Source organism: Enterobacter cloacae complex sp. 2022EL-00788 (assembly GCF_026627565.1).
In the GTDB taxonomy this organism is placed as follows: domain Bacteria; phylum Pseudomonadota; class Gammaproteobacteria; order Enterobacterales; family Enterobacteriaceae; genus Enterobacter; species Enterobacter pasteurii.
On the sequence record NZ_JAPNMC010000004.1, the window covers coordinates 196148 to 217374 of the forward strand.

Annotated in this window: 29 protein-coding genes; 10 read left to right on the top strand and 19 right to left on the bottom strand. The window is 53.0% G+C overall.

Going from position 1 to position 21227, the window contains the following annotated elements:
* Nucleotides 1-68: 68 nt before the first annotated feature.
* From exuR to OWK27_RS07845, 10 genes are all read left to right on the top strand, one after another.
* A complete protein-coding gene (gene exuR / locus OWK27_RS07800) occupies nt 69-845 on the top strand; it encodes a transcriptional regulator ExuR (RefSeq protein WP_242170363.1) in 777 nt (258 codons plus the stop codon).
* A 342-nt stretch (nt 846-1187) separates the two neighbouring features.
* A complete protein-coding gene (gene yqjA, locus OWK27_RS07805) occupies nt 1188-1850 on the top strand; it encodes a DedA family general envelope maintenance protein YqjA (protein WP_022649475.1) in 663 nt (220 codons plus the stop codon).
* Between the two features lie 2 nt (nt 1851-1852).
* Complete coding sequence (mzrA, locus tag OWK27_RS07810) at nt 1853-2236, top strand: EnvZ/OmpR regulon moderator MzrA (protein ID WP_148418375.1); 384 nt, start codon at nt 1853-1855, stop codon at nt 2234-2236.
* 143 nt (nt 2237-2379) lie between these two features.
* A complete protein-coding gene (locus tag OWK27_RS07815) occupies nt 2380-2748 on the top strand; it encodes a DUF1090 domain-containing protein (RefSeq protein ID WP_148418374.1) in 369 nt (122 codons plus the stop codon).
* 29 nt (nt 2749-2777) lie between these two features.
* The gene (locus tag OWK27_RS07820) at nt 2778-3083 is read left to right on the top strand and encodes a DUF883 family protein (protein WP_003862645.1); all 306 of its coding nucleotides are present in this window, start codon (nt 2778-2780) and stop codon (nt 3081-3083) included.
* Nucleotides 3084-3085: 2 nt separating this feature from the next.
* Nucleotides 3086-3484 carry a phage holin family protein gene (locus OWK27_RS07825; protein ID WP_148418373.1) on the top strand — a complete coding sequence of 133 codons (399 nt, stop codon included), beginning with the start codon at nt 3086-3088 and terminating at the stop codon, nt 3482-3484.
* Nucleotides 3481-3777: a YqjK-like family protein gene (locus OWK27_RS07830; protein ID WP_148418372.1), complete on the top strand. Its 297-nt coding sequence runs from the start codon at nt 3481-3483 to the stop codon at nt 3775-3777. The genes OWK27_RS07825 and OWK27_RS07830 overlap by 4 nt, the downstream gene beginning before the upstream one ends.
* Before the next feature lie 249 nt (nt 3778-4026).
* Entirely contained in the window at nt 4027-4434 is a 408-nt protein-coding gene (locus tag OWK27_RS07835; protein WP_267590157.1) for a DoxX family protein, read from the top strand.
* 400 nt (nt 4435-4834) lie between these two features.
* Entirely contained in the window at nt 4835-5416 is a 582-nt protein-coding gene (locus OWK27_RS07840) for an antA/AntB antirepressor family protein (protein WP_267590158.1), read from the top strand.
* A 121-nt stretch (nt 5417-5537) separates the two neighbouring features.
* Complete coding sequence (locus OWK27_RS07845) at nt 5538-6281, top strand: glycosyltransferase family 25 protein (protein WP_267590159.1); 744 nt, start codon at nt 5538-5540, stop codon at nt 6279-6281.
* A gap of 13 nt (nt 6282-6294) precedes the next feature.
* Here OWK27_RS07845 and OWK27_RS07850 read toward each other — a convergent pair whose 3' ends face one another.
* From OWK27_RS07850 to OWK27_RS07940, 19 genes are all read right to left on the bottom strand, one after another.
* Nucleotides 6295-6726 carry a tail fiber assembly protein gene (locus tag OWK27_RS07850; protein ID WP_267590160.1) on the bottom strand — a complete coding sequence of 144 codons (432 nt, stop codon included), beginning with the start codon at nt 6724-6726 and terminating at the stop codon, nt 6295-6297.
* A gap of 1 nt (nt 6727) precedes the next feature.
* Entirely contained in the window at nt 6728-8170 is a 1443-nt protein-coding gene (locus tag OWK27_RS07855) for a gp53-like domain-containing protein (RefSeq protein WP_267590161.1), read from the bottom strand.
* Nucleotides 8163-8744 (bottom strand): YmfQ family protein, encoded by a 582-nt coding sequence (locus OWK27_RS07860; RefSeq protein WP_267590162.1) that lies wholly within the window; start codon nt 8742-8744, stop codon nt 8163-8165. Before OWK27_RS07860 ends, OWK27_RS07855 begins: the two co-directional genes overlap by 8 nt.
* Entirely contained in the window at nt 8744-9823 is a 1080-nt protein-coding gene (locus OWK27_RS07865) for a baseplate J/gp47 family protein (RefSeq protein WP_267590163.1), read from the bottom strand. The genes OWK27_RS07860 and OWK27_RS07865 overlap by 1 nt, the downstream gene beginning before the upstream one ends.
* Nucleotides 9816-10229, bottom strand: a complete 414-nt coding sequence (locus OWK27_RS07870; protein WP_110812082.1) for a phage GP46 family protein — start codon at nt 10227-10229, stop codon at nt 9816-9818. The genes OWK27_RS07865 and OWK27_RS07870 overlap by 8 nt, the downstream gene beginning before the upstream one ends.
* A 3-nt stretch (nt 10230-10232) precedes the next feature.
* A complete protein-coding gene (locus tag OWK27_RS07875) occupies nt 10233-10766 on the bottom strand; it encodes a phage baseplate assembly protein V (protein ID WP_267590164.1) in 534 nt (177 codons plus the stop codon).
* Nucleotides 10766-11821: a phage baseplate assembly protein gene (locus OWK27_RS07880; protein WP_267590165.1), complete on the bottom strand. Its 1056-nt coding sequence runs from the start codon at nt 11819-11821 to the stop codon at nt 10766-10768. Before OWK27_RS07880 ends, OWK27_RS07875 begins: the two co-directional genes overlap by 1 nt.
* A complete protein-coding gene (locus tag OWK27_RS07885) occupies nt 11818-13161 on the bottom strand; it encodes a DNA circularization protein (protein WP_267590166.1) in 1344 nt (447 codons plus the stop codon). The genes OWK27_RS07880 and OWK27_RS07885 overlap by 4 nt, the downstream gene beginning before the upstream one ends.
* A 56-nt stretch (nt 13162-13217) precedes the next feature.
* Nucleotides 13218-13670, bottom strand: coding sequence for a hypothetical protein (locus OWK27_RS07890; RefSeq protein ID WP_267590167.1), 453 nt, complete (start codon nt 13668-13670; stop codon nt 13218-13220).
* A 16-nt stretch (nt 13671-13686) separates the two neighbouring features.
* Complete coding sequence (locus OWK27_RS07895; RefSeq protein ID WP_267590168.1) at nt 13687-15711, bottom strand: phage tail tape measure protein; 2025 nt, start codon at nt 15709-15711, stop codon at nt 13687-13689.
* A gap of 84 nt (nt 15712-15795) precedes the next feature.
* On the bottom strand, nt 15796-16122 hold the full coding sequence (locus OWK27_RS07900; RefSeq protein ID WP_267590169.1) for a phage tail assembly protein: 327 nt from the start codon (nt 16120-16122) through the stop codon (nt 15796-15798).
* The gene (locus OWK27_RS07905; protein ID WP_230793937.1) at nt 16119-16475 is read right to left on the bottom strand and encodes a phage tail tube protein; all 357 of its coding nucleotides are present in this window, start codon (nt 16473-16475) and stop codon (nt 16119-16121) included. Before OWK27_RS07905 ends, OWK27_RS07900 begins: the two co-directional genes overlap by 4 nt.
* Nucleotides 16475-17989, bottom strand: coding sequence for a phage tail sheath subtilisin-like domain-containing protein (locus OWK27_RS07910; RefSeq protein ID WP_267590170.1), 1515 nt, complete (start codon nt 17987-17989; stop codon nt 16475-16477). Before OWK27_RS07910 ends, OWK27_RS07905 begins: the two co-directional genes overlap by 1 nt.
* Nucleotides 17973-18143 (bottom strand): DUF2635 domain-containing protein, encoded by a 171-nt coding sequence (locus OWK27_RS07915; protein ID WP_267590171.1) that lies wholly within the window; start codon nt 18141-18143, stop codon nt 17973-17975. The genes OWK27_RS07910 and OWK27_RS07915 overlap by 17 nt, the downstream gene beginning before the upstream one ends.
* 3 nt (nt 18144-18146) lie before the next feature.
* Nucleotides 18147-18707 carry a phage tail terminator protein gene (locus OWK27_RS07920; protein WP_252008873.1) on the bottom strand — a complete coding sequence of 187 codons (561 nt, stop codon included), beginning with the start codon at nt 18705-18707 and terminating at the stop codon, nt 18147-18149.
* On the bottom strand, nt 18704-19216 hold the full coding sequence (locus OWK27_RS07925; RefSeq protein ID WP_267590172.1) for a hypothetical protein: 513 nt from the start codon (nt 19214-19216) through the stop codon (nt 18704-18706). The genes OWK27_RS07920 and OWK27_RS07925 overlap by 4 nt, the downstream gene beginning before the upstream one ends.
* Nucleotides 19188-19592 carry a phage head closure protein gene (locus OWK27_RS07930; protein WP_267590173.1) on the bottom strand — a complete coding sequence of 135 codons (405 nt, stop codon included), beginning with the start codon at nt 19590-19592 and terminating at the stop codon, nt 19188-19190. Before OWK27_RS07930 ends, OWK27_RS07925 begins: the two co-directional genes overlap by 29 nt.
* Nucleotides 19589-19915 carry a head-tail connector protein gene (locus OWK27_RS07935; RefSeq protein ID WP_105572756.1) on the bottom strand — a complete coding sequence of 109 codons (327 nt, stop codon included), beginning with the start codon at nt 19913-19915 and terminating at the stop codon, nt 19589-19591. Before OWK27_RS07935 ends, OWK27_RS07930 begins: the two co-directional genes overlap by 4 nt.
* An 80-nt stretch (nt 19916-19995) precedes the next feature.
* Complete coding sequence (locus tag OWK27_RS07940) at nt 19996-21225, bottom strand: phage major capsid protein (RefSeq protein ID WP_256027324.1); 1230 nt, start codon at nt 21223-21225, stop codon at nt 19996-19998.
* Nucleotides 21226-21227: the final 2 nt, after the last annotated feature.

A 21227-nucleotide genomic window follows, 5' to 3' on the forward strand; every position in this document is an offset into this window, starting at 1 on the left:
CAAAATCTGGAGACTGGCACGCAAAAGTGGTATAACAAATCATTCGCGGTACCCTGCCTGGAGCGTATATGGAAATCACCGAATCTCGTCGTTTATATCAACAACTTGCTGCCGAGCTGAAAGATCGCATCGAGCAAGGTGTCTATCTTGTCGGTGATAAACTTCCCGCCGAGCGTTTTATCGCGGACGAGAAAAGCGTCAGCCGCACGGTGGTGCGCGAAGCCATCATCATGCTGGAAGTGGAAGGCTACGTTGAGGTGCGTAAAGGTTCCGGCATTCACGTGATTTCCAACCAGGCAAAGCACTCTCCGGCCCCGGACGAAAGCCTGGAGTTTGCCAGCTACGGTCCGTTCGAGCTTCTCCAGGCTCGCCAGCTGATCGAAAGCAATATCGCGGAATTTGCGGCGACTCAGGTGACCAAGCAGGACATCATGAAGCTGATGGAAATTCAGGATCACGCGCGTAAGGAAAAATGTTTCCGCGATTCCGAATGGGACCTGCAGTTCCACGTCCAGGTCGCCCTTGCAACCCAGAACACTGCGCTGGCGGCAATCGTAGAAAAAATGTGGACTCAGCGCGTTCACAACCCGTACTGGAAGAAACTGCACGATCACATCGATTCCCGCACGGTGGATAACTGGTGCGACGACCACGATCAGATTCTTAAGGCGCTGATTCGTAAAGACCCGCACGCGGCGAAGCTGGCGATGTGGCAGCATCTGGAAAACACCAAACAGATGCTCTTTAATGAAACCAGTGATGACTTTGAATTTAACGCAGACCGCTATCTTTTTGCCGATAATCCGGTCGTTCATCTCGATACTGCGGCCAATCTCGCAAAATAAGCCCCTGGGCTGCTGGCAGGCGCACCGCTGCGCCTTCCGGCGATGCAGGGTAAGAAAACCTCTATAGTGTCAGCCTTTGTAAAAAGTCTCGCTCCCCTTCATGGCTTACGCCAAAATCACGTTTCCCCTCAAATTCTGTGACGCAGAACGTCGGGCTTTGTTACAATTGGATTCACTTCGTTATTTTGTAAGTTAGTGCTTGCTAACCAGCCAATTAACAGGGAACAGTGTTGGCCACGCATCAATGTGTCCGCGAGCGACCATAATGAAATCACTACAATGTCGCCGTGCTGTTTTTCCCGAATGACAGGCGTGACGTTAACCGATTTCCAGGAACACTGAATGGAACTTTTGACCCAACTACTGAACGCCCTCTGGGCTCAGGATTTCGAAACGCTGGCCAACCCGTCCATGATTGGCATGCTCTATTTTGTCTTATTTATGATCCTGTTCCTTGAGAACGGTTTGTTGCCTGCCGCCTTTTTACCGGGCGACAGCCTGCTGGTGCTGGTCGGGGTACTTTGTGCAAAAGGGGCGATGGCCTTCCCGCAAACGGTATTGCTGTTAACCATTGCCGCCAGCCTGGGCTGCTGGGTGAGCTATATTCAGGGGCGCTGGCTGGGCAACACGCGTATCGTCCAGAACTGGCTTTCGCATCTTCCGGCACATTACCACCAGCGGGCGCACCACCTTTTCCACAAGCACGGGCTTTCCGCGCTGCTGATTGGCCGCTTCATCGCGTTTGTTCGCACCCTGCTGCCCACCATTGCGGGCCTGTCTGGCCTGAGCAGCGCGCGCTTCCAGTTCTTTAACTGGATGAGCGGCTTGCTGTGGGTTCTGATCCTGACCACGCTCGGCTACGCGCTCGGCAAAACGCCGGTATTTATGAAGTATGAAGATCAGCTCATGTCCTGCCTGATGCTGCTGCCGGTCGTCCTGCTGGTGTTTGGTCTGGTAGGTTCACTGGTTGTGCTGTGGAAGAAGAAATATGGAGCCAGGGGTTAAGGATGGTTATCTCCCCGCTCGCCCTGCGCCGCTTCTCTTATGCCATCGTCGCGCTGATGATGTTGAGCACGCTCATCCTGCTGTGGTCTGCGCTACAGCATCAGGAGTCGACGCTGGCTATCCGCCCTGTGAGTCAGGGAGCCAGCGTGCCGGATGGTTTTTCCATCTGGCATCATCTGGACGCAAACGGGATCCGCTTTAAAAGCATTACGCCGCAAGACGATGTGCTGCTGATAAAATTTGACTCCAGTGCGCAAAGCGCCGCGGCAAAAGCCGTGCTGGACCGAACGCTGCCTCATGGTTATATCATCGCGCAGCAGGACGATGACAGCCACGTGGCCTCCTGGATGTCACGGTTACGCGACACGTCGCATCGATTTGGTTAACGACTACTATTCCGAATATTTTCACCTACTTTGGTGAAACTCCCGTTTACTTACTATGCTTAAGTACGCGGAGCACCCCTCAGATGTTCTCCGCATAGTTCTGGAACACGGCTTACGCCGTAACACAATGGAAGGTTTCTATAATGAAATACCGCATCACCCTGGCTCTGGCCCTTTTTTCGTTAAGCACAACTTCCTTCGCAATGTCTCTTTGTCAGGAGAAAGAACAGGATATCCAGCGCGAAATCAGCTATGCCGAAAAGCATAACAACCAGCACCGGATCGACGGTCTGAAAAAAGCGCTGAGCGAAGTGAAAGCCAACTGTTCCGACAGCAAGCTGCGTGCCGAACATCAGGAAAAAATCGCTGAACAGAAGGACGAGATAGCCGAGCGCCGTCAAGACCTGCAGGAAGCGAAAGAGAAAGGGGATGCGGAAAAGATTGCCAAGCGCGAGAGGAAGTTACAAGAGGCGCAGGACGAACTGAAAGCGCTGGAAGCTCGCGATTATTGAGTTAACGGAAATCTCAACAGGAGAGAATCATGTCAAAAGATACAACTTCAGAAAATCTGCGCGCTGAGCTGAAATCCCTGGCGGACACTCTGGAAGAGGTGCTGAACTCCTCTGCCGATAAATCGAAAGAAGAAGTGAGCAAGCTGCGCAGTAAAGCGGAGCAGGCGCTGAAAGAGAGCCGTTATCGTCTGGGTGAAACGGGTGATGCGCTGGCGAAACAGACCCGCGAAGCAGCAGCGCGCGCAGACGAATATGTACGTGATAATCCATGGACTGGCGTAGGTATTGGTGCCGCAGTAGGTGTGGTGCTGGGCGTTCTGCTGACGCGTCGTTGATTATGGAAGATCCTCGTCACGCACAAGGGCCTGCTAAAAACGTCCTCGGCATCGGCCAGCGTATTCTTACGACGCTGGTCGGGATTGCCGAAACGCGCGTCCGGCTGGCGGTAGTGGAGCTGGAAGAGGAGAAAGCCAATCTCTTCCAGATGCTGCTCATGCTTGGACTTACGATGCTCTTTGCCGCGTTCGGGCTGATGAGCCTGATGGTGTTAATCATCTGGGCTATTGACCCGCAGTATCGTCTGAACGCGATGATTGCGACCACGGTGGTTCTGCTGGTTGCCGCGCTGATAGGCGGTATCTGGACTCTGCGTAAAGCGCGTACGTCGACCTTCCTGCGCCATACGCGTCAGGAGCTGGCCAACGATCGCGCCCTGCTGGAGGATGACAAGCCGTGAGCGACAAAGCCGAACGTCAGAAGCGAAAAGCGTATCTGCTGAGCCAGATCCAACAGCAGCGGCTGGACCTGTCCGCCAGCCGTCGCGACTGGCTGGAGCTGACCCAGCGTTATGACCGCGGCTGGAATACCATCCTGAGCCTGCGTTCGTGGGCGCTGGTTGGCAGCAGCGTGATGGCTATCTGGACGATTCGTCATCCAAATATGCTGATTCGCTGGGCGCGCCGCGGCTTCGGCGTCTGGAGCGCATGGCGTCTGGTGAAGGCCACGATTCGTCAGCAGCAGCTGCGGTAAAAAGCAAAACGGTAACTCAGGTTACCGTTTTTTGTTTTTGCGCCCTCTCTCTTCAGGACAGTGCTGGCGTGAGGGCACCAGCGCGCATTCCCTTACTCAATATCTTTGAAGAAGATTGACAGTTTTCCTTGCTAACAATTGCTACCCGCCCCGTTTACACTCCTCTCCATCGACAGCAAAGACGCGGTATCTACCCGAATTTGCACATAAATAAAGTTAAGCCGCTGATGTGGTTCCCTGGAGAGTAAAATGAAAAAATTAGAAGATGTTGGTGTACTGGTAGCGCGTATCCTGATGCCTGTTCTGTTTATCGTGGCAGGCTGGGGCAAAATCACCGGCTATGCTGGCACACAGCAGTATATGGAAGCCATGGGCGTGCCGGGGTTCCTGCTGCCGCTGACCATCCTGCTTGAGTTTGGCGGCGGCCTGGCGGTACTGTTCGGTTTCCTGACCCGCACCACGGCGCTGTTCACCGCCGGCTTCACCCTGCTGACCGCGTTCCTGTTCCACAGCAACTTTGCGGAAGGCGTGAACTCCCTGATGTTCATGAAAAACATGACCATCGCAGGCGGCTTCCTGCTGCTGGCCATCACTGGTCCGGGCGCATACAGCATCGACCGCCTTCTGAATAAGAAGGTTAGCGAAATCGATGATTAGCCTTTATAAATCAAAAGGTTAAGCCCTATTTTCTGGCTTAAAATCACTGCTAATAACCGATCTCTAAAATCTACCAAACTCAAGCACTTATGTTTGAGTTTTGGAGAACTATCTTTTAACCATCGTTGACATAAAAATGATTTTTTTCCATACTCGCCCTGCACCAGCAAAATCTGGTGCCGGGATTAGCCTCCCGGATAGAAACCGCGACTACAACACGCCGCGAGCGTGTTTTTTATTGTCGTTTGCATAGTCACATCTTCGCATTATGGTGGGCTGTGTGGGGGCGGAGAAATCCGCGCCGGTGGTTTCCCGGTAAGGCTAACCCTGCACAGTTCACCACCCCCTCGATTAGCCTCGAAAGTGGTGATTAATTTAGAAACCACATGAGGGCGTCACTATGACCACCCAACTAATTCCTGTCTTCGACGGTTCTATCTCCAATGAAAAAACACTCCTATGCGATGCGCGGGAGCTTCATCTCTTTCTCGGTGTACGGAAAGATTTTTCCTCATGGATCCGAGAGCGAATAGCTGATTACGGCTTTATTGAAAACGAGGATTTTATATTGCTCACCCATTTTGGTGAGCAAAGAAAAGGGCGTGGCGGGCACAACCGAAAAGACTACCACCTGACAATCCACACCGCCAAAGAACTGGCTATGGTAGAGCGGAACGATAAAGGCAGACTGATTCGCCGCTACTTCATTGAGTGCGAAAGAAAGTTAAAACAGCAAACTTCCAGCCCCACTTCTCAGGGAAATTACGCTGTAATCACCTACTTTGAGAACGGTCTGCCCGTGGCCTGTCACCCTCTTATGCCTGGCGAAGTGGTTATGAACCCCGAATCGTGCCTGGAACATGTAATCCGTTCCGGCTATGTGGTAATGCCGTGCGATGAAGCGGAAAAATTCACGCTCGGCGAGATACAGAAAATGATCGCCATAGCACGGCAAGCGCGTGATTGCTGGCTGCAACATTAACAACACAGGGCAGCCCGCTATTGCATATAGTGAGGCTGCTCGGTTAGCATTTAGCGAAGAAGAACCAGCAAAATGCTTGATAAAAGCGTTATTTTTGGGCGCGGCAATATAAGGATTTAAAATGAAGTGTTACATAATTAACATGAAAACTGAGCCACATAAAAGGCATCGTATCACTGAACAATGCGAGCAATACGGTATCAGTTATGAGGTTATAAATGCCGTAGCAGGGAATGAATTAAGCTTTGAAGTTCTTTCTACAGTTACTCATGATTACCCAACCTGCAATTTAACTCCAGGCGAAATTGGATGCGCTTTAAGCCATCTCCATATCTATTCTAAGATGGCATCTGAAAACACACCATTTGCTTTGATACTTGAAGATGATGCAGTCTTAAACGAAAAGGTTATTAACGCAATCGACAGCATATCTAAGTCCATCGAGAGTTCATCGCCAGAAATATTTCTTTTGAATAGCCCGGAGAGTTATTACCCTAAGTTCAAAAGATCTATTTCTGGCACCTTTTCATTTTATAAAATGGCAAGAGCCAGCCAGGCCTGCGCCTACATTATAAACAAAGAAGCTGCTAATAAAATACTCAACTTCAACTTGCCGATTAAATTTGAAGCTGACCGATGGATGTTTTTCCGAGATTTCTGCTCAATAAAAATATGGTGCCTCAATGAAGGTTTGGTCGATAGTAATGATGCAGACAAAGCTGGTTCCTCACTTGAGTCTGGAAGAAAAAAACTTAAAGACATCCGCGAAAGCTATATGAATAAACTGCAAAAGAAGCAGAAGGGCTATCAACTAAAGCGGATGCTGAACTTAATGCTTAAGAAAATTAGCTATAAATCAGTGTAACAATTTCTCTGAATTATAGTTCTGGAGCGTCAGGCCATTCAATATCGGGAGCTGTTGAGGTATCTATTCGGTTCAATAGCACCCTATATTTTTTCCATTCTTGAAGTACTGCAATTTCTGTTTCTGTAGCCATACCCAAATCTATAGCATCTTGCAGTGGTGCAACTGCTGCTGATGCATCAGCCAATAAACGTTGTTTTTGTGCTTCAGCTGCTGATATTAGCTCATCCTTTGTCGGTTCCGGCGGGTCAGATAGAACCGGTGAGCCATATTCATTGGGGGATATTATTTTCCCTCCGCTTTGTCCATCCAGAAGATAACAGTACCAGTTAAAGGAGATTTCTACCGCGTCGCCAGGCCAGTTTCCAGCTTCATCATAATCAGCTAATAAAGAATAAGGATAGAACCCATTAGTTTGTGCACTATAAAAAATTCGCTCAGTCATTTTAATATCCTATCGCATACCAGTATGAACCAGAAGCATCACTCGACAAACTTGCAGATGTATTGTTAAAGCTACTAACAAACCCCCAAGGGCTTTGCCCTGGGTTATTAGCTCCCCTTACCCATGTATTTTGTACATTCAAACAAGCATTTGGAAAAGCTATAGGAAAAGTCACAGTGGTATTCCCAACTACTGAAGATGTGTTTCTCCCCCACTGGAAAATCATTCCGGTAGTTGTATCTTTGAACCATCCATTTGTAGCACGCGAGGCGGTGTTTTTTAACTGGTAACGCGCATCACTTTCGCCCTTCGTATATGCTCCAGTTTTTGCCATATAACCATTATCAGATTCTGCTTTTGTATAAGAATCCCCAGCCTTTGCCAGCTGCACCACAGCATTACTGACCCTGTGGCGCATATAAGGTCTTGCTGCATCCCCGCTCACAAAACCTGCGAATGTTGCACCATCCGCATTAATATATCGACTGTCAAAATTGGTATAGTTGCTTGGAACAACCTGACCATATATATTGACGTCTTTTCCATTTGTGGCGGTGATATTTAGTGAGCCGTCACTCTTCAGATTAATACTGTTATTTCCGCCCTTGTAATTGTTGAAAACGACATCAGCATTACCTGTTGAACCTGCTCCTACATACCAGTGGTTTACATTAGCTGAATCAACTGAAATTAAGTAACTGGCATAACCAGCTGTTTTTGGTTTTAACCTGATAGCCTCACCATCAAAGTTCACGATGAGTCTGCCCGTCATTGTGTCGCCAGTCTTTGCAACAGCACCAACATCCGCGGCAGTTGGCTTGTTTAATGTCGTATAATGAATAGCCCAGGGTGTATCAACATCATATGTGACATCAGAAAGTGAAAATCTTGAATATACATTCCCGCCGGTGGTCATGAAAATCTGTGCGCGGCGTGTTGCACCATATGCTGATTGCCATCCTGCGCCATTAGCTGGTACCTCTTTTAAATCAGTGGATGCATATGCAAGGAATTGCGATACCTGACCCATGCGGAATTGAGCGGCTAAGCCCAGTCCCTGCCATCCCACTACCGGAACACGATCAGCTGTTGTATCGGACGTTGATGTCACAATATCTTTCTGCGCCGCAGTTTTAAGCTGCAGATTTGCCCGTGCCAGCGCCTTATCTGCCAGGTCTGATAGGTTGTTCTTTTTCAGGAGAGCGTCAGGAATTTTACCCGTGATAATTTTCACGATCGCCTGATAAAGCTGATCGTGCTGATCTTTGTTCAGGACCAGTCCTGACTTTTCAATAACAGCGCAGATCTCCTCCTGAACGGCATCCCACATATCGCTGTTCAGGTCCGTAGCGCGGCGGCCTGTCGCCGGGTCACCATTCGTAAAACCATTTTTTCCGGGACCAAATTTATCGGCCTGTGCCGTTGGTGTATCAATTCTATGCATTGTTTGTTCCTTCCGGGTAAGCGAAAACAACGACGGTGTGTGATGGTGCCAGCTTTTCGATGACGCACTCAGCTACCGTATCGCCCCATGTTCTGATTGCTGAATTGCACGCACTGGTGCAGGTCTGCCAGCTGACATTGGCATCAGCCGGAATATTTACGCGCCAGTAATAGCGCCAGAATTCGCCCCATTCCGGATCGGGGGAGCTGTCGAGGTTCTGAAACTGTTCGATAGTGGCCGTGGTGTATCCCAGGGCGTCCAGCTGGTTGCGGTAAAACTGTTCGTTAATACCGCCGGCAACGTTGGCTTTCGCGTCAAGACGCTGCTGGCGCTGTCGTAGTGACTGCACGCCGTCCGGAGTACAGGAATCAGGCAGGCCGTAGACGGTTTCATAACGGTCTATCAGCTCTGTCGTTTGCGCAGGGTCGATTTCCTTCATCAGCGCATTAGCACGCTGATGTACGCGTGTGAGAGACGGTGCCAGCCCTTCAATCAGCGGGTTCTCTCCCTCCCATGCCGGGCCGGATGGCAGCAGCTTATAAAGGAGCTGCTCATATTCATCATTCAGTGCCATCAGCTGCTTACCCCCGTATACGTCGCCCAGGTAATGGTCCCGACAACGGGTAATTCTGTTTCGCCCAGCGCAACATCTGTCACCGGCGCACGTAGCTGGTGCGCGACTTCACCCGTTGCCAGGCTGATCGCCTCGCTGATGCGGGACAGGTACACTTTTCCGGATGGCACCCCATCCCTCAGCATCAGGGAATTCAGTTCCGCCGTGACGGCCGCGCGAATTTCGGGAGTATCTTTTGCCAGAGCTATGGTCATCGGGATAACCTTTTCGCTGGCGGCGAACACCGTCAATCCGGCCCCGGCCACTGGCGCCAGCGGAAGAATATGATCGCGGACGGCCTGAACAAGGTCATCACCCGGGGCGGGATGGGTCGGGTCACTGGTTGCCACCATCACGCCAACGGTACCAATGCCGCTGTAGTGGCGCAGCGTCCAGGCTCTGGTAATACCGGCGATCTCTTTTGCCCAGATGATATAATCTGAGTCAGCACCACCCTGCGGTATCCAGTAGTAGCGCTCCATAACGCGGGCGCGCCAGGTCTCCAGCTCCTCCACATCATCACCGCCGTTCACGGTGTCAGCGTATCCGGTTGACGGGATGCCGCTGACTGGCGTTCCCAGACGCAACGCAACACCATCATCGGTATTGCCTGCCGCCCCGGCGTTATCGGCCACCACCGGCACACGCAACACGCCACCGGACGCTTTGACGGTCTGGGTGGTAGTAAAGGTCACCTGGTCATCACGCTGCACCTGTGTACCGGCGGGCAGCGTCGGCGTACCGCTTATCCCATCCCAGCGCACAAACCCTGTCGCGGCCACAGCATCCTTGCGCGGGCAGCGCTTGATTCTGCCGTGCCGGTATAACCAGTCCTCATCGCACAAATCAGGCAGCATGTTGCGTGCCAGATAATCGATATAGCCATATAGGGTATGAACTGCAGCAGCCTGCGCCCGCGCGTAAACCTCTGCATCCATCCTGCGCAGTAACACATCCTCCTGGAAGCGCGTCAGCAAATCACTGCGAATGGTGGCGATCAGTTGCGGGAGTTCAGGCCGTGAAAATTGACTGTCAGCCATCGAGTTCACTCCAGATGTCGTCAAAAGTAATGTTGTGAATAGTGCCGTCGCGCTGGTAAATCGTTACCCCGGCCGCCAGCACGTCTATTCCCGTTCGTTCTGCAGTTACCTCAACCCGCGCGGCCACACCGTCCTCGGTCATCCACGCCAGCGCCTGCTGCATGTACTCGCGGGCATCCTGTGGTGTTTTGTTGGTGAGTTTCCGGCGTTTCAGCAGATACAGACGGGAGCCGATCCGGTCGTTCTGTACTGTTGGCCAGGTATCGCCCCACCAGCCATAAGGTTCTGGTGTCCGGTCGTCACTTTCGGCACGCCGCCAGGAAAAAAGAGAGATCACGACAGAACGCGTCAAAAGGTCGAGCGGATCCGTGGACTCCTTCAGAAGCCCGTTAACATAGAGGATCATGATTTAACTCATCGGTTGGGTTGGAGGGTTTGTCGTGCCGCCGCCGTCGCCGTTTTCTTTGTGGGTGTGGCCGTTGTATGTCGTGCGCATTGCAGACATCGTTTTGCCTGCGCCATCACAGAGATCTTTAATTTGTCCGGTGGCCTCGATATCCATTTCGAAACGGGCTTTTGGGGCATTGGTGAAAATAATTGGCTTGCCGCCGCCATTAACGACAATCCCGGCGCGCGTAAGGGTGACAGACTGCCCCTGATCGTCATAGACGGCCACTTCACCGCGCGCCAGACCTTTCAGACGGTACCGGCGGTCAGCAACTACCACGGCAACACCGTGCGAGCGATCACCACCAGGGAACAACATTACAGCTTCAGCACCATTCTGCGCAGCGGACGTAAAACCATACGGTTCAAGGTGCTCCACGTTTTCTTTTTGTTCACCGGCGATTAGCTTAAGCCCTGCGGTCTGGCATTTTTTTGCGGTATCGAGCGCGGTGATAACAGCGCGCGTGACAATATTCTGAAGAGAAGATCCAGCCATCAGAATTCTGTGCCTCCCGATGTCTTTTTCTTTTTCGGCGTTGCCGGTTCGGGCAGATACGCATCAGCTGGCCCGACGCGGATTTCCGTTGTGGTGCCGTTGTTGTCCTGGCTGTATGTCACCTCGGCGATCACCAGCAGCTCGTTATCGAACCCGTTCAGCGGGTCGTAAACAATGACAGAGAGGTTTGGCCGCCACAGTTCGCCGTTACCCTGCCGCCAGCCCTGAACGGTGTATGTGGTTTCGCGGGTTTTTGCAGCTCGTTGTCTGGCCTCAAATTCACACCGCGCTTTGCAGCTGTCGGTCGTCGCCGTGCCGGATTGCTGCACGGTGTGCGGACGGTAGCGCATCACGCCGGAATCAGTCGTACTCTGCCGGATAGCAGCGATCGTCGCTTCACCGAAATCATCATCGGTACCAGGGCGCTGGCCGGTAACCTGATAACTGGAAAAACGTTCGCGGACGCTGCGTTCTGTATCGCATGAAAGGATATTTTCCCCCAGCACCAGCGCCGTGGCCGCTTTCTCATTTCCCGGCTTTCCGAGTACCAGCCTCCCCTGCGCATCATCGTAGGCCAGCGCCTGCACCTGGCCCAGCAGACGATTCAGGCAGTCCACCACTGTTTCACCGTGTTCCGGCTGCGCGTCAATGACGGCGGTAGCAGGCGCACCGGCATCCACCACGTCAACACCGAACGGTTTAGCCAGCGCACTGGCTATGCGGAACAGATTTTTCCCGTTGTGCTGTGCTGGCGCAGCTGAGCAATCAATAAGATCTGCCGTTTTGCTGCGTCCAACTATCCCCATGGTGATGGCCGCGGCATCGTAGCGCAGCGGCAATGCCTCAACCCAGCCGGTTATGACCAGGTCATCCCCGATCATCACCTCAACGAGATCGCCATTTTTAATCTGAGGCACGCCATCATTGCCAGGCCATTGCCGGGTGATCGAAACATTAAAATCACGGGCGACGCGATCAATGCCGGCGCTGATGCGGGCCGATGTCCAGCCACCCCACTCGCGGCCGTTTACACGTAAAAAAACGGTATTGTTCATCGCACTGGTACCCTCAACGGTTTAACCGGAACGAACCCGGGATGACGGACCAGATTTCGCGAAAGAATATCTTTTTCCCGATCTGCATCGTCATACCAGTTAGCCGCCAGCACCAGTGCGGGAAGCACATCAGGAGGGATTCGCTCTGCAGTGATTTCCACCTGCGCAAGTCGGGCGGAAATATCCCGGTTGAGGTCCGTTCTCAGCACAGTTATTTGCTGGAAAATTCCGTCATCGGTAATTCGCAGCTGCTCCTGGTCGATGGCTGCATTCAGTGCGCTGCGGATTTCGGTTAATTCGTCCCAGGTTGGCGGGTCTTCCGGCGCAACAGTGGTACCAGAGCCGTCGAGCGCAGGATGAGAGATATTAATAATGTCATTGCTGGCCGCGCCGCCAGTAATCTTGCCAGCCTGCCCCTGCGGCGCCGCGATGGTTTTCGGCTGCGCCAGCGTAGACACCGCCTGTGCCGCTGTACTGATTGCCGAAGATCTGATGACCGCGGCAATCATATTACTCCGGGCCTTTTGCACCTCAACAGAGCCGGAATCTGTCGGCCAGGTTCCCCGTGGCGCCAGCCCCGGATCAAGCGTCACGCCGGACATCGTTTTAATCATTGTTACAAGGTCTGACGTATCGCCCGTCAGCCGATCTCCCGCGCGCCACGCCTTTTGCAGCTCACGCACAAAATCACTGGCCGCGCTTGGCGGCATAAGGATGACCGACAGATCGCCCTGAAGCAAACGCATCGCCGCTGAGACGCCGGAATCAACCATCCGGAATGCATCGGCAACATCGCCGAGCATCGCGGCTGCGTCCGCCAGCACATCATTCTGGATGAAGTCAGCAATGCCGGAGAGCGAAAACGCAGAGAACATGCTTTCAATCGCATCATCAAACAGGCCGCCGGATTGTTTCAGCCGCTGCGCCGTCGCCATACCCGCCACCGGGAATGACAGTTCGCCGCTTTCCACGAACTGGAAAGAGACGCGGCACATACGCCCCTCAGCATTGCTGTGTGTGACTCTCACCTGCCCGTCGATACTTCCCTGCATTTCCCCGTACTGGGGGTGAACAAGCGTACCCGGACCGGCTGTTTCAACAGCACCAATAAGACGATCGCGCTTATCGGCATAATCATCCCCTATTAAATAGGCGTTGATCGTCATTCTCCGCGTGGCCCGGCCTAAATCCTCCGTAAAGGGTTTATCGCGGTTGGGATACTCATGCACCTGGACACGGCGGCCAAAGGTGCCTTCATCATCCTCCACCGAAAAAGGTACGCCACGAAACGATGCATCGCGCAGCCTGTCGCGCCAGTCAGTTGAAGAAAAAAAAGCCATATTGCCCCCAAAAGAAAACCCGCATTAAGCGGGTTTCTATGTAGTCGATAGAGTGATTACTGCGGTTTTGTCACTTTACATTTGACTTCCGTAACACCGGTTGTGCCGTTTTTATTTATCCCTGCTTTCACGACACCATTTTTCATAACCGTTACGAAAAATTGACCACCGCGAATTATAAAACCAAAATCCCACCCGCTTATGACATCCGACGTAATGTCGTTGTTTGGATGGATGGGAATAATACTTTTCATTTCTGCAGGAATATCATCTGTGTTTTTGAAGACAAAGACTCCCTTACTCAATCCATAAGTATAATCGGCATGAGTGACCAAAACCCGCCCGCTCGCAGATTGTGCAGGACAAGTAATATCCAGAGAGGTAGAGACTTCTCCTGTTGAGTTTATTGCTGTTTCAATTTCATTGACGAAATCCGCTGTAGGTGATTTTTTTGCGAATACAGGGAAAGACAAAACCATCACACAAGCAGCAACCAATGTTTTTTTCATACTCCATCTCCAGTTGTTATTTATTCCTGAAAGGAGAATACCCCACATCATGGGTAATGTTCATCAGTGGATCACCGCTTTTCGGGATCTCCTGCACGCGCATTCCTTGTGGCGCATTATCGAACGTCACTTTAAGCTCGCCGCGCTGAGTTACTGGGGAGGTAGCACGCTCAAGATATTTTCCGGGCTGAGGCAACACAGGGGGGTAAATCCCTTGTGGTTGCATTAAGGCCGGGTTGCCCTGCTCAGTCCGGAAGACCCGAGGCGCTACGGGTGCTTTTAGCGGATCTACCGAGATATAGGAATCGCCACGCGGCATCTGCCAGCCGGTTTTTTCAAATACAAAATCGTGGAGATCCTTACCCCACTCATCCATTTTGTCATTCAATCCAAACCCGCTGTTTAGTGCATCCGCTGCGAAGTTTTTAATCAGCCAGGGGTGCTCTTTTTCGAACTTCTGTGCCATCAGGCCGAGTTCAACCAGACCACCTATAAGACTGATTTTTCCGAGGCTTTTAAGAACGCCCCCCGTTGCTCCCGCAGCCGCCGTCCATTGTTTCTGCGTCGCGATGGCCGTCTGAAGATTTGTTACCATTTTGATGCCGATATACACAGCCGAAATCGCGGCAGCCGCTTTGATAGCCGCTTCCCAGCCACCGAGCTGCTGTACTACACGATCAATCTCGTGCCAGACCTCTTTAATCACCGGCCCGACCTCATCCCAGTTCTGGATGATCAGCATGGCGCCAGCCGCCAGCGCTGCGATCGCAACTTTGGCCGGGGACAGGTTGATTACCGTATTCAGAACTTTTATCGCACGGGATAACACACCGATAGAAACGCCAACGCCCAGCAGCGCCGCACCAAATTTTGCCGCAGTCTGTACCAATTCTGGATTCGCACGAACGAAAGTTCTGAGCTGCTCCAGGTAAGGCATGACCGCTTCTGCAGCTTCGTTAATGGCAGGCAGGAAAGTGTCTCCCAGCGTCACCGAAATCGCATTGACGCTGTTTTTCAGCAGTACCAGCTGGTTTTCGGTTGTAGCCGCACGGGATGCGTATTCCTTCTGCATCGAGCCGCCGTATTCCTGGGCATCAGCCACACGGTCAAAGTTAGTGCGTAACAGATCCATGTTGGTCAGCAACGGTGCGATAGCCCCTATCGACTCTTTACCGAAAAGCTGAGTCAATATCTGAGGTCTGTCAGTTGCTGACAATTTTGAAAGTGAGTCTAAAACCTTGAGGATCGCGGTTTTAGAGTCTTTTTGCATTTCAGCAGCTAATTTAGAAGGGTTTATCCGAAGGGCTCTTAATGCTTCCTTTTGAGACTTTGTCGCAGATTTTCCAGCGGTAAGCGATAGCATGAAGTTTTTGATGCCGGTTGAGGCTATTTCTGATTCTACGCCCATCCCGGCGATCGTGGCCCCCATGGCGGCAATTTCACCCGAAGCCACACCCGCAACGCTGCCCAGCGGACCGATACGGGTGACGATTTCAGATATTTTCTTCGCGTTAGCCGGGCCGGTATTCCCCAGATAGTTGATTTTGTCAGCAAGAACAACAACGTCATCCTGCGTCAGTTTGAACGCTGTCCGCCACTGCGCCATCATCTGGCCTGACTCTTCAGCTGTGGTGTCAAACGCGACACCCATTTTTACGGCGTCGTTGGCGAACTGCATCAGATCACTACGTGCGATCCCCGCCTGACCGCCTGCCGCCACAATCTCTGCGATCCCCTCCGCCGCCATTGGTAACTGCGTGGACAGCGTCAGGATATCGTCACTCATCTGCGCAAACGCTTTTTTATCATCGAGGCCGTCAACTACCTTTCGGATGTCGGCCATTTTTGACTCAAATCCGATCGCGGAATTGATGGGCAGCGCCAGCGCGCCGAGGATGGCAGTTCCTGCGGCCGCCGCCCCCAGCGCAAGACTGCCCATCTCCTTCTGGAAGCCCTTAAGCTCACGCTGCATTCCCTTCATCGGCCCGGTCAGCTGGTCAACGGCGGTGATGATTGCCTTTAACTGGAAACTGTCAGCCATGTTTTACTTCCTCGTTGATGCGGACGGCCTCCGCTTCCAGTTCAAGGAAGTCAGATATGGCCGCCCGCCGTAGCTCAAGGGGGTTTAATTTCCAGAACCAGGCGACGTTGTAGAATCGTCGTCTGAGGCTGGATCCGTCTCCGACTGGGTAAAAAAACTGAGAATTTGCATACAGGTTTTAAAAATATCCAGCTTTGCCATCTGCGCTGCAGATGAACGAGGGATCCCCGCCAGCACCGGGATATATTTCAGTGCCACGGCACTATCCAGTTTGATCGTACCGTCACCGGAAACAGTAAACGGGAAGCCGATCGCCTCAATTTCGTCGTAAGTCGGCTCGCGCAACTCCAGCACATGCAGCTTTTCGTTATGCGCCAGAATCGGCTTTTTCAGGGTCAGTTCTTTTGTCATTGATAAAATCCTTCTTCACCGTGGAATTCCAGATCCACCGTGCCCTCTTCGGGATTATGGTTTGCCTCACCATGCAGCCAGGCATTCGACAGGACATAGACCATGCCGTTCGCCAGTTCTGAGGTGATGGTCATGGTGTCGGCGGTGGTGATTTTGTTCACCGGGAAGTTTTTGGGCACCTTTGCTGTGACCTTCGTATAGGCTGCCCGGTGCGTTTCCTTGTAATCGACATCACCGGCAAGGCCGATCACGTCATCACGCACGCGGGTGTTCATCGGCACTTCAATGCCGCCGGTGATGGACAGCTGCTGCCCGTCGATTTTGAAATAAGTGGTACCCGCAATCTTTGCCATTATGCGGCCTCCTCGTTGTATTGCAGACGGAACTGGTTAAGCACAGCAAACACACGCAGCTGGTTGACGTAATCAGGCGGGAACAGGACATCCAGGCGGTTCGGGTCTGATGCGTTGCGCTCGACAATCAGGTATTGCTGGAAAAGATCGAAGTTTTCCACGATCCCCTCGCGCTCGAGCTGGCGGTACACCGCCCCCAGTTCACCACGGATAACAGACGGCGTAACAATCGCCTGGCCGGGGCCGAAGCGGGTACCATCGTTCGCCAGTTTGTGACGGCCGTATTTACTGGTGATCACTGATTTCAGGCGACGCAGAACGTAAGCGCTGGTATGTAGCGTTTCGCTGTCCAGATAGCTGTTATCCGCCACACCGTAGGCGTTGGTTTTATAGGTGGTGATGTCGCGCTGAATGCGCAAAATACCGGATTCGGTGTACGCCGTGGCAATACCATGCATCAGTAATGACTGTTGTTCTGTGATGGTAAAACGCTTACCGGTGGGTGCCGGGAGCGCACCAGTCAGTTCGCCGGTTTGCGTCGGCCGTGCCGGGTCGTTACGTAAGAATACGGCCTGACGCGCCAGACGATACGCCACCAGCTCATCAACTGCGGTTTGTACATCTGGTTCATAGCCCGCGATGGTGATGTGCTGATAATTGAACGTATCACCATATGCTACCAGCTCAGACAGTGTGCCGGTTCTGGCCGTGTACACGTGACCGTAAAGCTGGCGAATATAGCTCCAGCGACCGGAACTGTCGTTCATCTCCGTCGCCATCAACTGCAGCGATGCGCTGTCGCTGAATGGCAGGCCGATATAATCGAACGGTTCATCCCCCATCGCAGCGATCGTTCCGGTTAAATCCGGGTCACCCGCCCCGCCACTCATTTTGCCGATCTGAATACTTAACCCGGCGGGAACTTCTTCCCCGCTGGCCGTGCCGTAATAATTGAGGGATAACGGGATACTGTTTCCGCTCACACCACCATTCACGGCTGTAAGCTCCAGCGTGCCCTGGTCAGGCCCGGCGGACGTTACTTTATATTGCGCCGTGACAGGCAAATCAGGATTGCCGTTAATCGCAGCCAGCAAAGCCTGGGCGATATCTGCTCCCGTGTCGTTTGCCGCGGCTGTTACCTGTACGCGGGTGGTACCGATATAAAGGTTTACCGAACCGGCGTCTGTCGCGGTGCCGGAGAAAGTGATCGTACCGGTTGCCGCCTGCCCGTTGTCAGGCACAGCGATAACCCACAATTCACCGAACGGGTCTACACGGCGGTATGCTTCCACCATACGCGCCAGCTGGCTGCCGCGCCCTGCCATTTTTTTTGCCAGGTCTTTGGACGGCATGATGACCAGCTGATTAACAGGCATGTCAGAATCTGACAGTGCCATACCAATCAGCAGGGATGGCCCGCTGTCCTGTGCGGTGTTTGCGGCACTGTTATCCATCTCGGCATAAAACAGCGGTACCCGGTTATCTGCCGGGATGTAATTAAAGCTTACGGTCATCTTTAACCCCTTTTTGTTGAATTACTTCGATTTCGCCTGCAGCTTTCCGGCGGAACCAGTAAGCGGACTCTTCGACGTTTCGCCCTTTTACAGGCAATACATCGCCCCGGGCCGGATCCGGAACAGATCGCCCTTTCGCGGGTTTCACAAACATGATTTATTCCTGAAATGTAATTTCGGTGTGGTGCTCGATGTTGCCGTCTGGCCCGGTGCCGGGTTCGATAAAATCAACATCAATACTGAGTGTTTCAAGGTCGGGTAAGCCGTCCAGGTCATCCTGCTGGCGGGTGTCTGTTTCGGTAATTTCATACTTCACCGTGAAGTCGAACTGGTAATACAGTTCGTGGCGGTTCAGATCGAGAAGCATCCCGCCGGCATACTGAATTTCATGCGCCTCCGGGTCCGGTTCCCAGCCCAGCAGCGCTTTCCAGACAAGTTGCCGGACATCATGGACGGCGTCATACGATGCCCACTGCCCTTTTTCATCCCGCTCGTTACTGAGTACCACGATGACGGAAAAACCCTCCGTCAAATCCTGCCAGTAGTCCGTCTGCGATTTCTGCTCACCCGTGACGTCTTCGGCTGGCACAACATACGCAGCAGGTAACCTGAGCTTTCCGGCTTCAGGTATCGCTTTAAACTGCGCAGCACCACCCACACGGTTTTCAAACAGCGGGCACCGGGCGCGAAGCGCCGCAATAATGGGGGTTAGTTTCATTTTTTCTTCCTGCGTTGAGGTCGGAGGGATTTACGCAGCTCGCGGGAGAGCACGTAACGTGTCCAGCTGCGGCGTTTTTCCAGTACCTCCGTCATGTAGTTGTTACGCGGTGCCACGCGCCAGCCGCTGCCGCCGGATGCGCCGCGGTGATGGCCTTTCTTACGCTTCGCTCCACGGCGAACACCGTAGAACAGAAAAGCGGGGTAAAAAGCGCCGTTGATATGCCGGTTGCCCTCGCCGTTTTTCTGGTTTGGCGCGATCTTCACCATGAGCCCAGGACGTTTTTTGGATGCGCGGGGCACGTAATAGCCGATAGAACGCGCCAGCTGGCCGGTCCGGTACGAAGGGTTTTCGCCGGGCTTCGAGCGGCCACGTTTCATGACCAGTCGCCGTGCGTCGCGCATGTGAACCTGACCAAGCTTGACGAACGCCCGTCGCATCCTCGCCCGGTTAAACACCAGCTCTTCCGGCTGTTCGAAATCAACGTGTAAAAATGCTTTCTGCGGCATAGTCACTCCCGTTATCGGTACCCAGTTCTTCGCACTCGAGTAACAGAAAACGGCGTTTACTGTTCAGGTCCCGGACGCGTTTGACCCGATACGAAATATCGTCGTGGAGCACTTCATGATCGGCGGTGATACCGCGGCGAAAACGGATGGTGAAATAGTGCGTCACCCTGTTTTCTACCTGCACAGACCCCTGATACGCTGCCGCACCGGGTTGCGTTTTTTTGGCCCACGTCCGGATCTGCTCCGGATACGTCGGCGTCACGCCAAAATCATCGGCCGGGACATCGACGCGCCGACGAATAGTGACGCGCTGGTCAAGTTCGCCCGGGTCGGGCAGAAGGTATGTTGCGCTGGGCTGCGCCTGTCTGAGCTTCATAGCGGGATGTGCCTGTAAGGACCGACAAGCCAGTTAAAGCTCATCGGCAGTTCGACTTTTTCCACTTCGGTGACGGTAGAACGGTTTTCGTAGAGGTGCGTCAGCAACAGCAACATCCCCATCCGGATATCATCGGAAAGAATCAGACCTTCCGGATCCTCTTCCGGTACCCCGCCACCATCCGCAGCGTAAAGCCTGCGATTCAGGTAGTTTTCTGTTCTGGCCTGAACCGCCCGCCCCAGCAGCTCAAGAAAGTTGTCTTCATCGGTGTAATCCTCATCCAGCCTGAGCTGTGCCTTGATTTCCTCCGGAGAAAGCAACATAGAAATCCTCCCGTGCCCGCCGGATGACGGGCACAAAAAAACCGCTTAACGCGGCATGGTTTGTTCAGTGATGAGGTTTATTAGCTGCTTGCAGAGCCCTTGCCCACCAGCGCTTTAATTGCAGAGGTATCTTCGAGGATACAGTCAAAGCGATGGAACGCCAGGAAGCCGGTCTGGTCGAATTCTGCGTAACGCTCGACCAGACGCTTCAGGATCATGTACCGCACACGACGGATGATGAAGCGATCGAAGTCGCCGCAGTACATAAATTTCTGACCCGCGCCGATATCATCAATTTCCTGGTCGATGACATACGGAACGTTGAGCACTGACGCTGGCGCCACGCCGACAATATCCGGCAGCCACAGAGGACGCCCCTGACCGTCTTCCATCTCGCTGATGAGTTTCAGCGTATTATCATTGAACGCCAGGCGGAACTTCGGACCGCGGCGGTATGCCGGATCGATGCTGTGTTTCAGCGCCAGAATTTCCTGCCATTTCACGGCGGTAGCGGCGGCCGTCTGAGTGGTACCGGTTACGGATGTTTTCAGACCTTTCGGCTGTTTTGGCGTGCCGGTACCGGTGCCCTGAATGAGATAACGTGCTTCACCGCGGCCAATACGCTCCGCGATACGACGGGAAAGATAGGCTTCCATGTCGATCGCACTATCCTGCAGCAGCTCGTTGGAGACGCGGATAATCTTGGAAGTCATTTTCACTGCACCCAGACTGTCCATGCCGAATTCGGTGTCTTCTTCCCCGGCTTCCTCGTTCTCGCCCAGCAGCACGCCCACTTCAGCGGTACCGTCAGCGGTGGCCCACTCCATGGTACGACCGTCGGACGTGGTGATGATCTGCGCCACGCTGGCAATGCCACCATAGGCTTTCATCTGCTCGACTACTTTTGCCAGGAAGGTATCAGGCACGGTATAGCCGCCCTTTTCGTCCGGTGCCACACCCTGCGCACGCAGTTCACGTAAGGCTTTGCGCTCTTCGGAACTCAGTTCGCTGGCGCCGTGACGCATCCATTTATCAAAGATCTGGCCGCGTTTTTCGTCCTGCTGCGGATCTTTATCCGGATCCAGATTATTGCGCTGCTCTTCCTCGTTTTCGTCAACGTAGGTCTGGTCCTGGCGGCGCAGCTCTTCTTCGCGGGCAATGCGCTCATCGAGGGCTTCCAGCTCTGACTTCGCTTTATTCCACTCGGTGCGCTGTTCATCCGTCCATGTGTTATCGCCGATTTTTTCATTCAGCGCACGCATGTCGATCGCGATGGTATTACGTTTTTGTTTCAGTTCATGCAATTTCATGG

Excerpts from the sequence above, each read along its gene's own strand:
- OWK27_RS07870 (WP_110812082.1), bottom strand. The coding sequence starts at position 10,229 with ATGATCCTCTATGTTAACGGGCTTCTGAAGGAGTCCACGGATCCGCTC.
- OWK27_RS07865 (WP_267590163.1), bottom strand. The coding sequence starts at position 9,823 with ATGGCTGACAGTCAATTTTCACGGCCTGAACTCCCGCAACTGATCGCC.
- OWK27_RS07885 (WP_267590166.1), bottom strand. The coding sequence starts at position 13,161 with ATGGCTTTTTTTTCTTCAACTGACTGGCGCGACAGGCTGCGCGATGCA.
- OWK27_RS07925 (WP_267590172.1), bottom strand. The coding sequence starts at position 19,216 with ATGCCGCAGAAAGCATTTTTACACGTTGATTTCGAACAGCCGGAAGAG.
- OWK27_RS07815 (WP_148418374.1), top strand. The coding sequence starts at position 2,380 with ATGAAATACCGCATCACCCTGGCTCTGGCCCTTTTTTCGTTAAGCACA.
- OWK27_RS07910 (WP_267590170.1), bottom strand. The coding sequence starts at position 17,989 with ATGACCGTAAGCTTTAATTACATCCCGGCAGATAACCGGGTACCGCTG.
- OWK27_RS07935 (WP_105572756.1), bottom strand. The coding sequence starts at position 19,915 with ATGTTGCTTTCTCCGGAGGAAATCAAGGCACAGCTCAGGCTGGATGAG.
- OWK27_RS07855 (WP_267590161.1), bottom strand. The coding sequence starts at position 8,170 with ATGCATAGAATTGATACACCAACGGCACAGGCCGATAAATTTGGTCCC.
- OWK27_RS07895 (WP_267590168.1), bottom strand. The coding sequence starts at position 15,711 with ATGGCTGACAGTTTCCAGTTAAAGGCAATCATCACCGCCGTTGACCAG.
- OWK27_RS07915 (WP_267590171.1), bottom strand. The coding sequence starts at position 18,143 with ATGTTTGTGAAACCCGCGAAAGGGCGATCTGTTCCGGATCCGGCCCGG.
- OWK27_RS07820 (WP_003862645.1), top strand. The coding sequence starts at position 2,778 with ATGTCAAAAGATACAACTTCAGAAAATCTGCGCGCTGAGCTGAAATCC.
- OWK27_RS07900 (WP_267590169.1), bottom strand. The coding sequence starts at position 16,122 with ATGACAAAAGAACTGACCCTGAAAAAGCCGATTCTGGCGCATAACGAA.
- OWK27_RS07880 (WP_267590165.1), bottom strand. The coding sequence starts at position 11,821 with ATGAACAATACCGTTTTTTTACGTGTAAACGGCCGCGAGTGGGGTGGC.
- OWK27_RS07875 (WP_267590164.1), bottom strand. The coding sequence starts at position 10,766 with ATGGCTGGATCTTCTCTTCAGAATATTGTCACGCGCGCTGTTATCACC.
- mzrA (WP_148418375.1), top strand. The coding sequence starts at position 1,853 with ATGGTTATCTCCCCGCTCGCCCTGCGCCGCTTCTCTTATGCCATCGTC.
- OWK27_RS07845 (WP_267590159.1), top strand. The coding sequence starts at position 5,538 with ATGAAGTGTTACATAATTAACATGAAAACTGAGCCACATAAAAGGCAT.
- OWK27_RS07825 (WP_148418373.1), top strand. The coding sequence starts at position 3,086 with ATGGAAGATCCTCGTCACGCACAAGGGCCTGCTAAAAACGTCCTCGGC.
- OWK27_RS07860 (WP_267590162.1), bottom strand. The coding sequence starts at position 8,744 with ATGGCACTGAATGATGAATATGAGCAGCTCCTTTATAAGCTGCTGCCA.
- OWK27_RS07840 (WP_267590158.1), top strand. The coding sequence starts at position 4,835 with ATGACCACCCAACTAATTCCTGTCTTCGACGGTTCTATCTCCAATGAA.
- yqjA (WP_022649475.1), top strand. The coding sequence starts at position 1,188 with ATGGAACTTTTGACCCAACTACTGAACGCCCTCTGGGCTCAGGATTTC.
- OWK27_RS07930 (WP_267590173.1), bottom strand. The coding sequence starts at position 19,592 with ATGAAGCTCAGACAGGCGCAGCCCAGCGCAACATACCTTCTGCCCGAC.
- OWK27_RS07940 (WP_256027324.1), bottom strand. The coding sequence starts at position 21,225 with ATGAAATTGCATGAACTGAAACAAAAACGTAATACCATCGCGATCGAC.
- OWK27_RS07890 (WP_267590167.1), bottom strand. The coding sequence starts at position 13,670 with ATGAAAAAAACATTGGTTGCTGCTTGTGTGATGGTTTTGTCTTTCCCT.
- OWK27_RS07920 (WP_252008873.1), bottom strand. The coding sequence starts at position 18,707 with ATGAAACTAACCCCCATTATTGCGGCGCTTCGCGCCCGGTGCCCGCTG.
- exuR (WP_242170363.1), top strand. The coding sequence starts at position 69 with ATGGAAATCACCGAATCTCGTCGTTTATATCAACAACTTGCTGCCGAG.
- OWK27_RS07850 (WP_267590160.1), bottom strand. The coding sequence starts at position 6,726 with ATGACTGAGCGAATTTTTTATAGTGCACAAACTAATGGGTTCTATCCT.
- OWK27_RS07905 (WP_230793937.1), bottom strand. The coding sequence starts at position 16,475 with ATGGCAAAGATTGCGGGTACCACTTATTTCAAAATCGACGGGCAGCAG.
- OWK27_RS07835 (WP_267590157.1), top strand. The coding sequence starts at position 4,027 with ATGAAAAAATTAGAAGATGTTGGTGTACTGGTAGCGCGTATCCTGATG.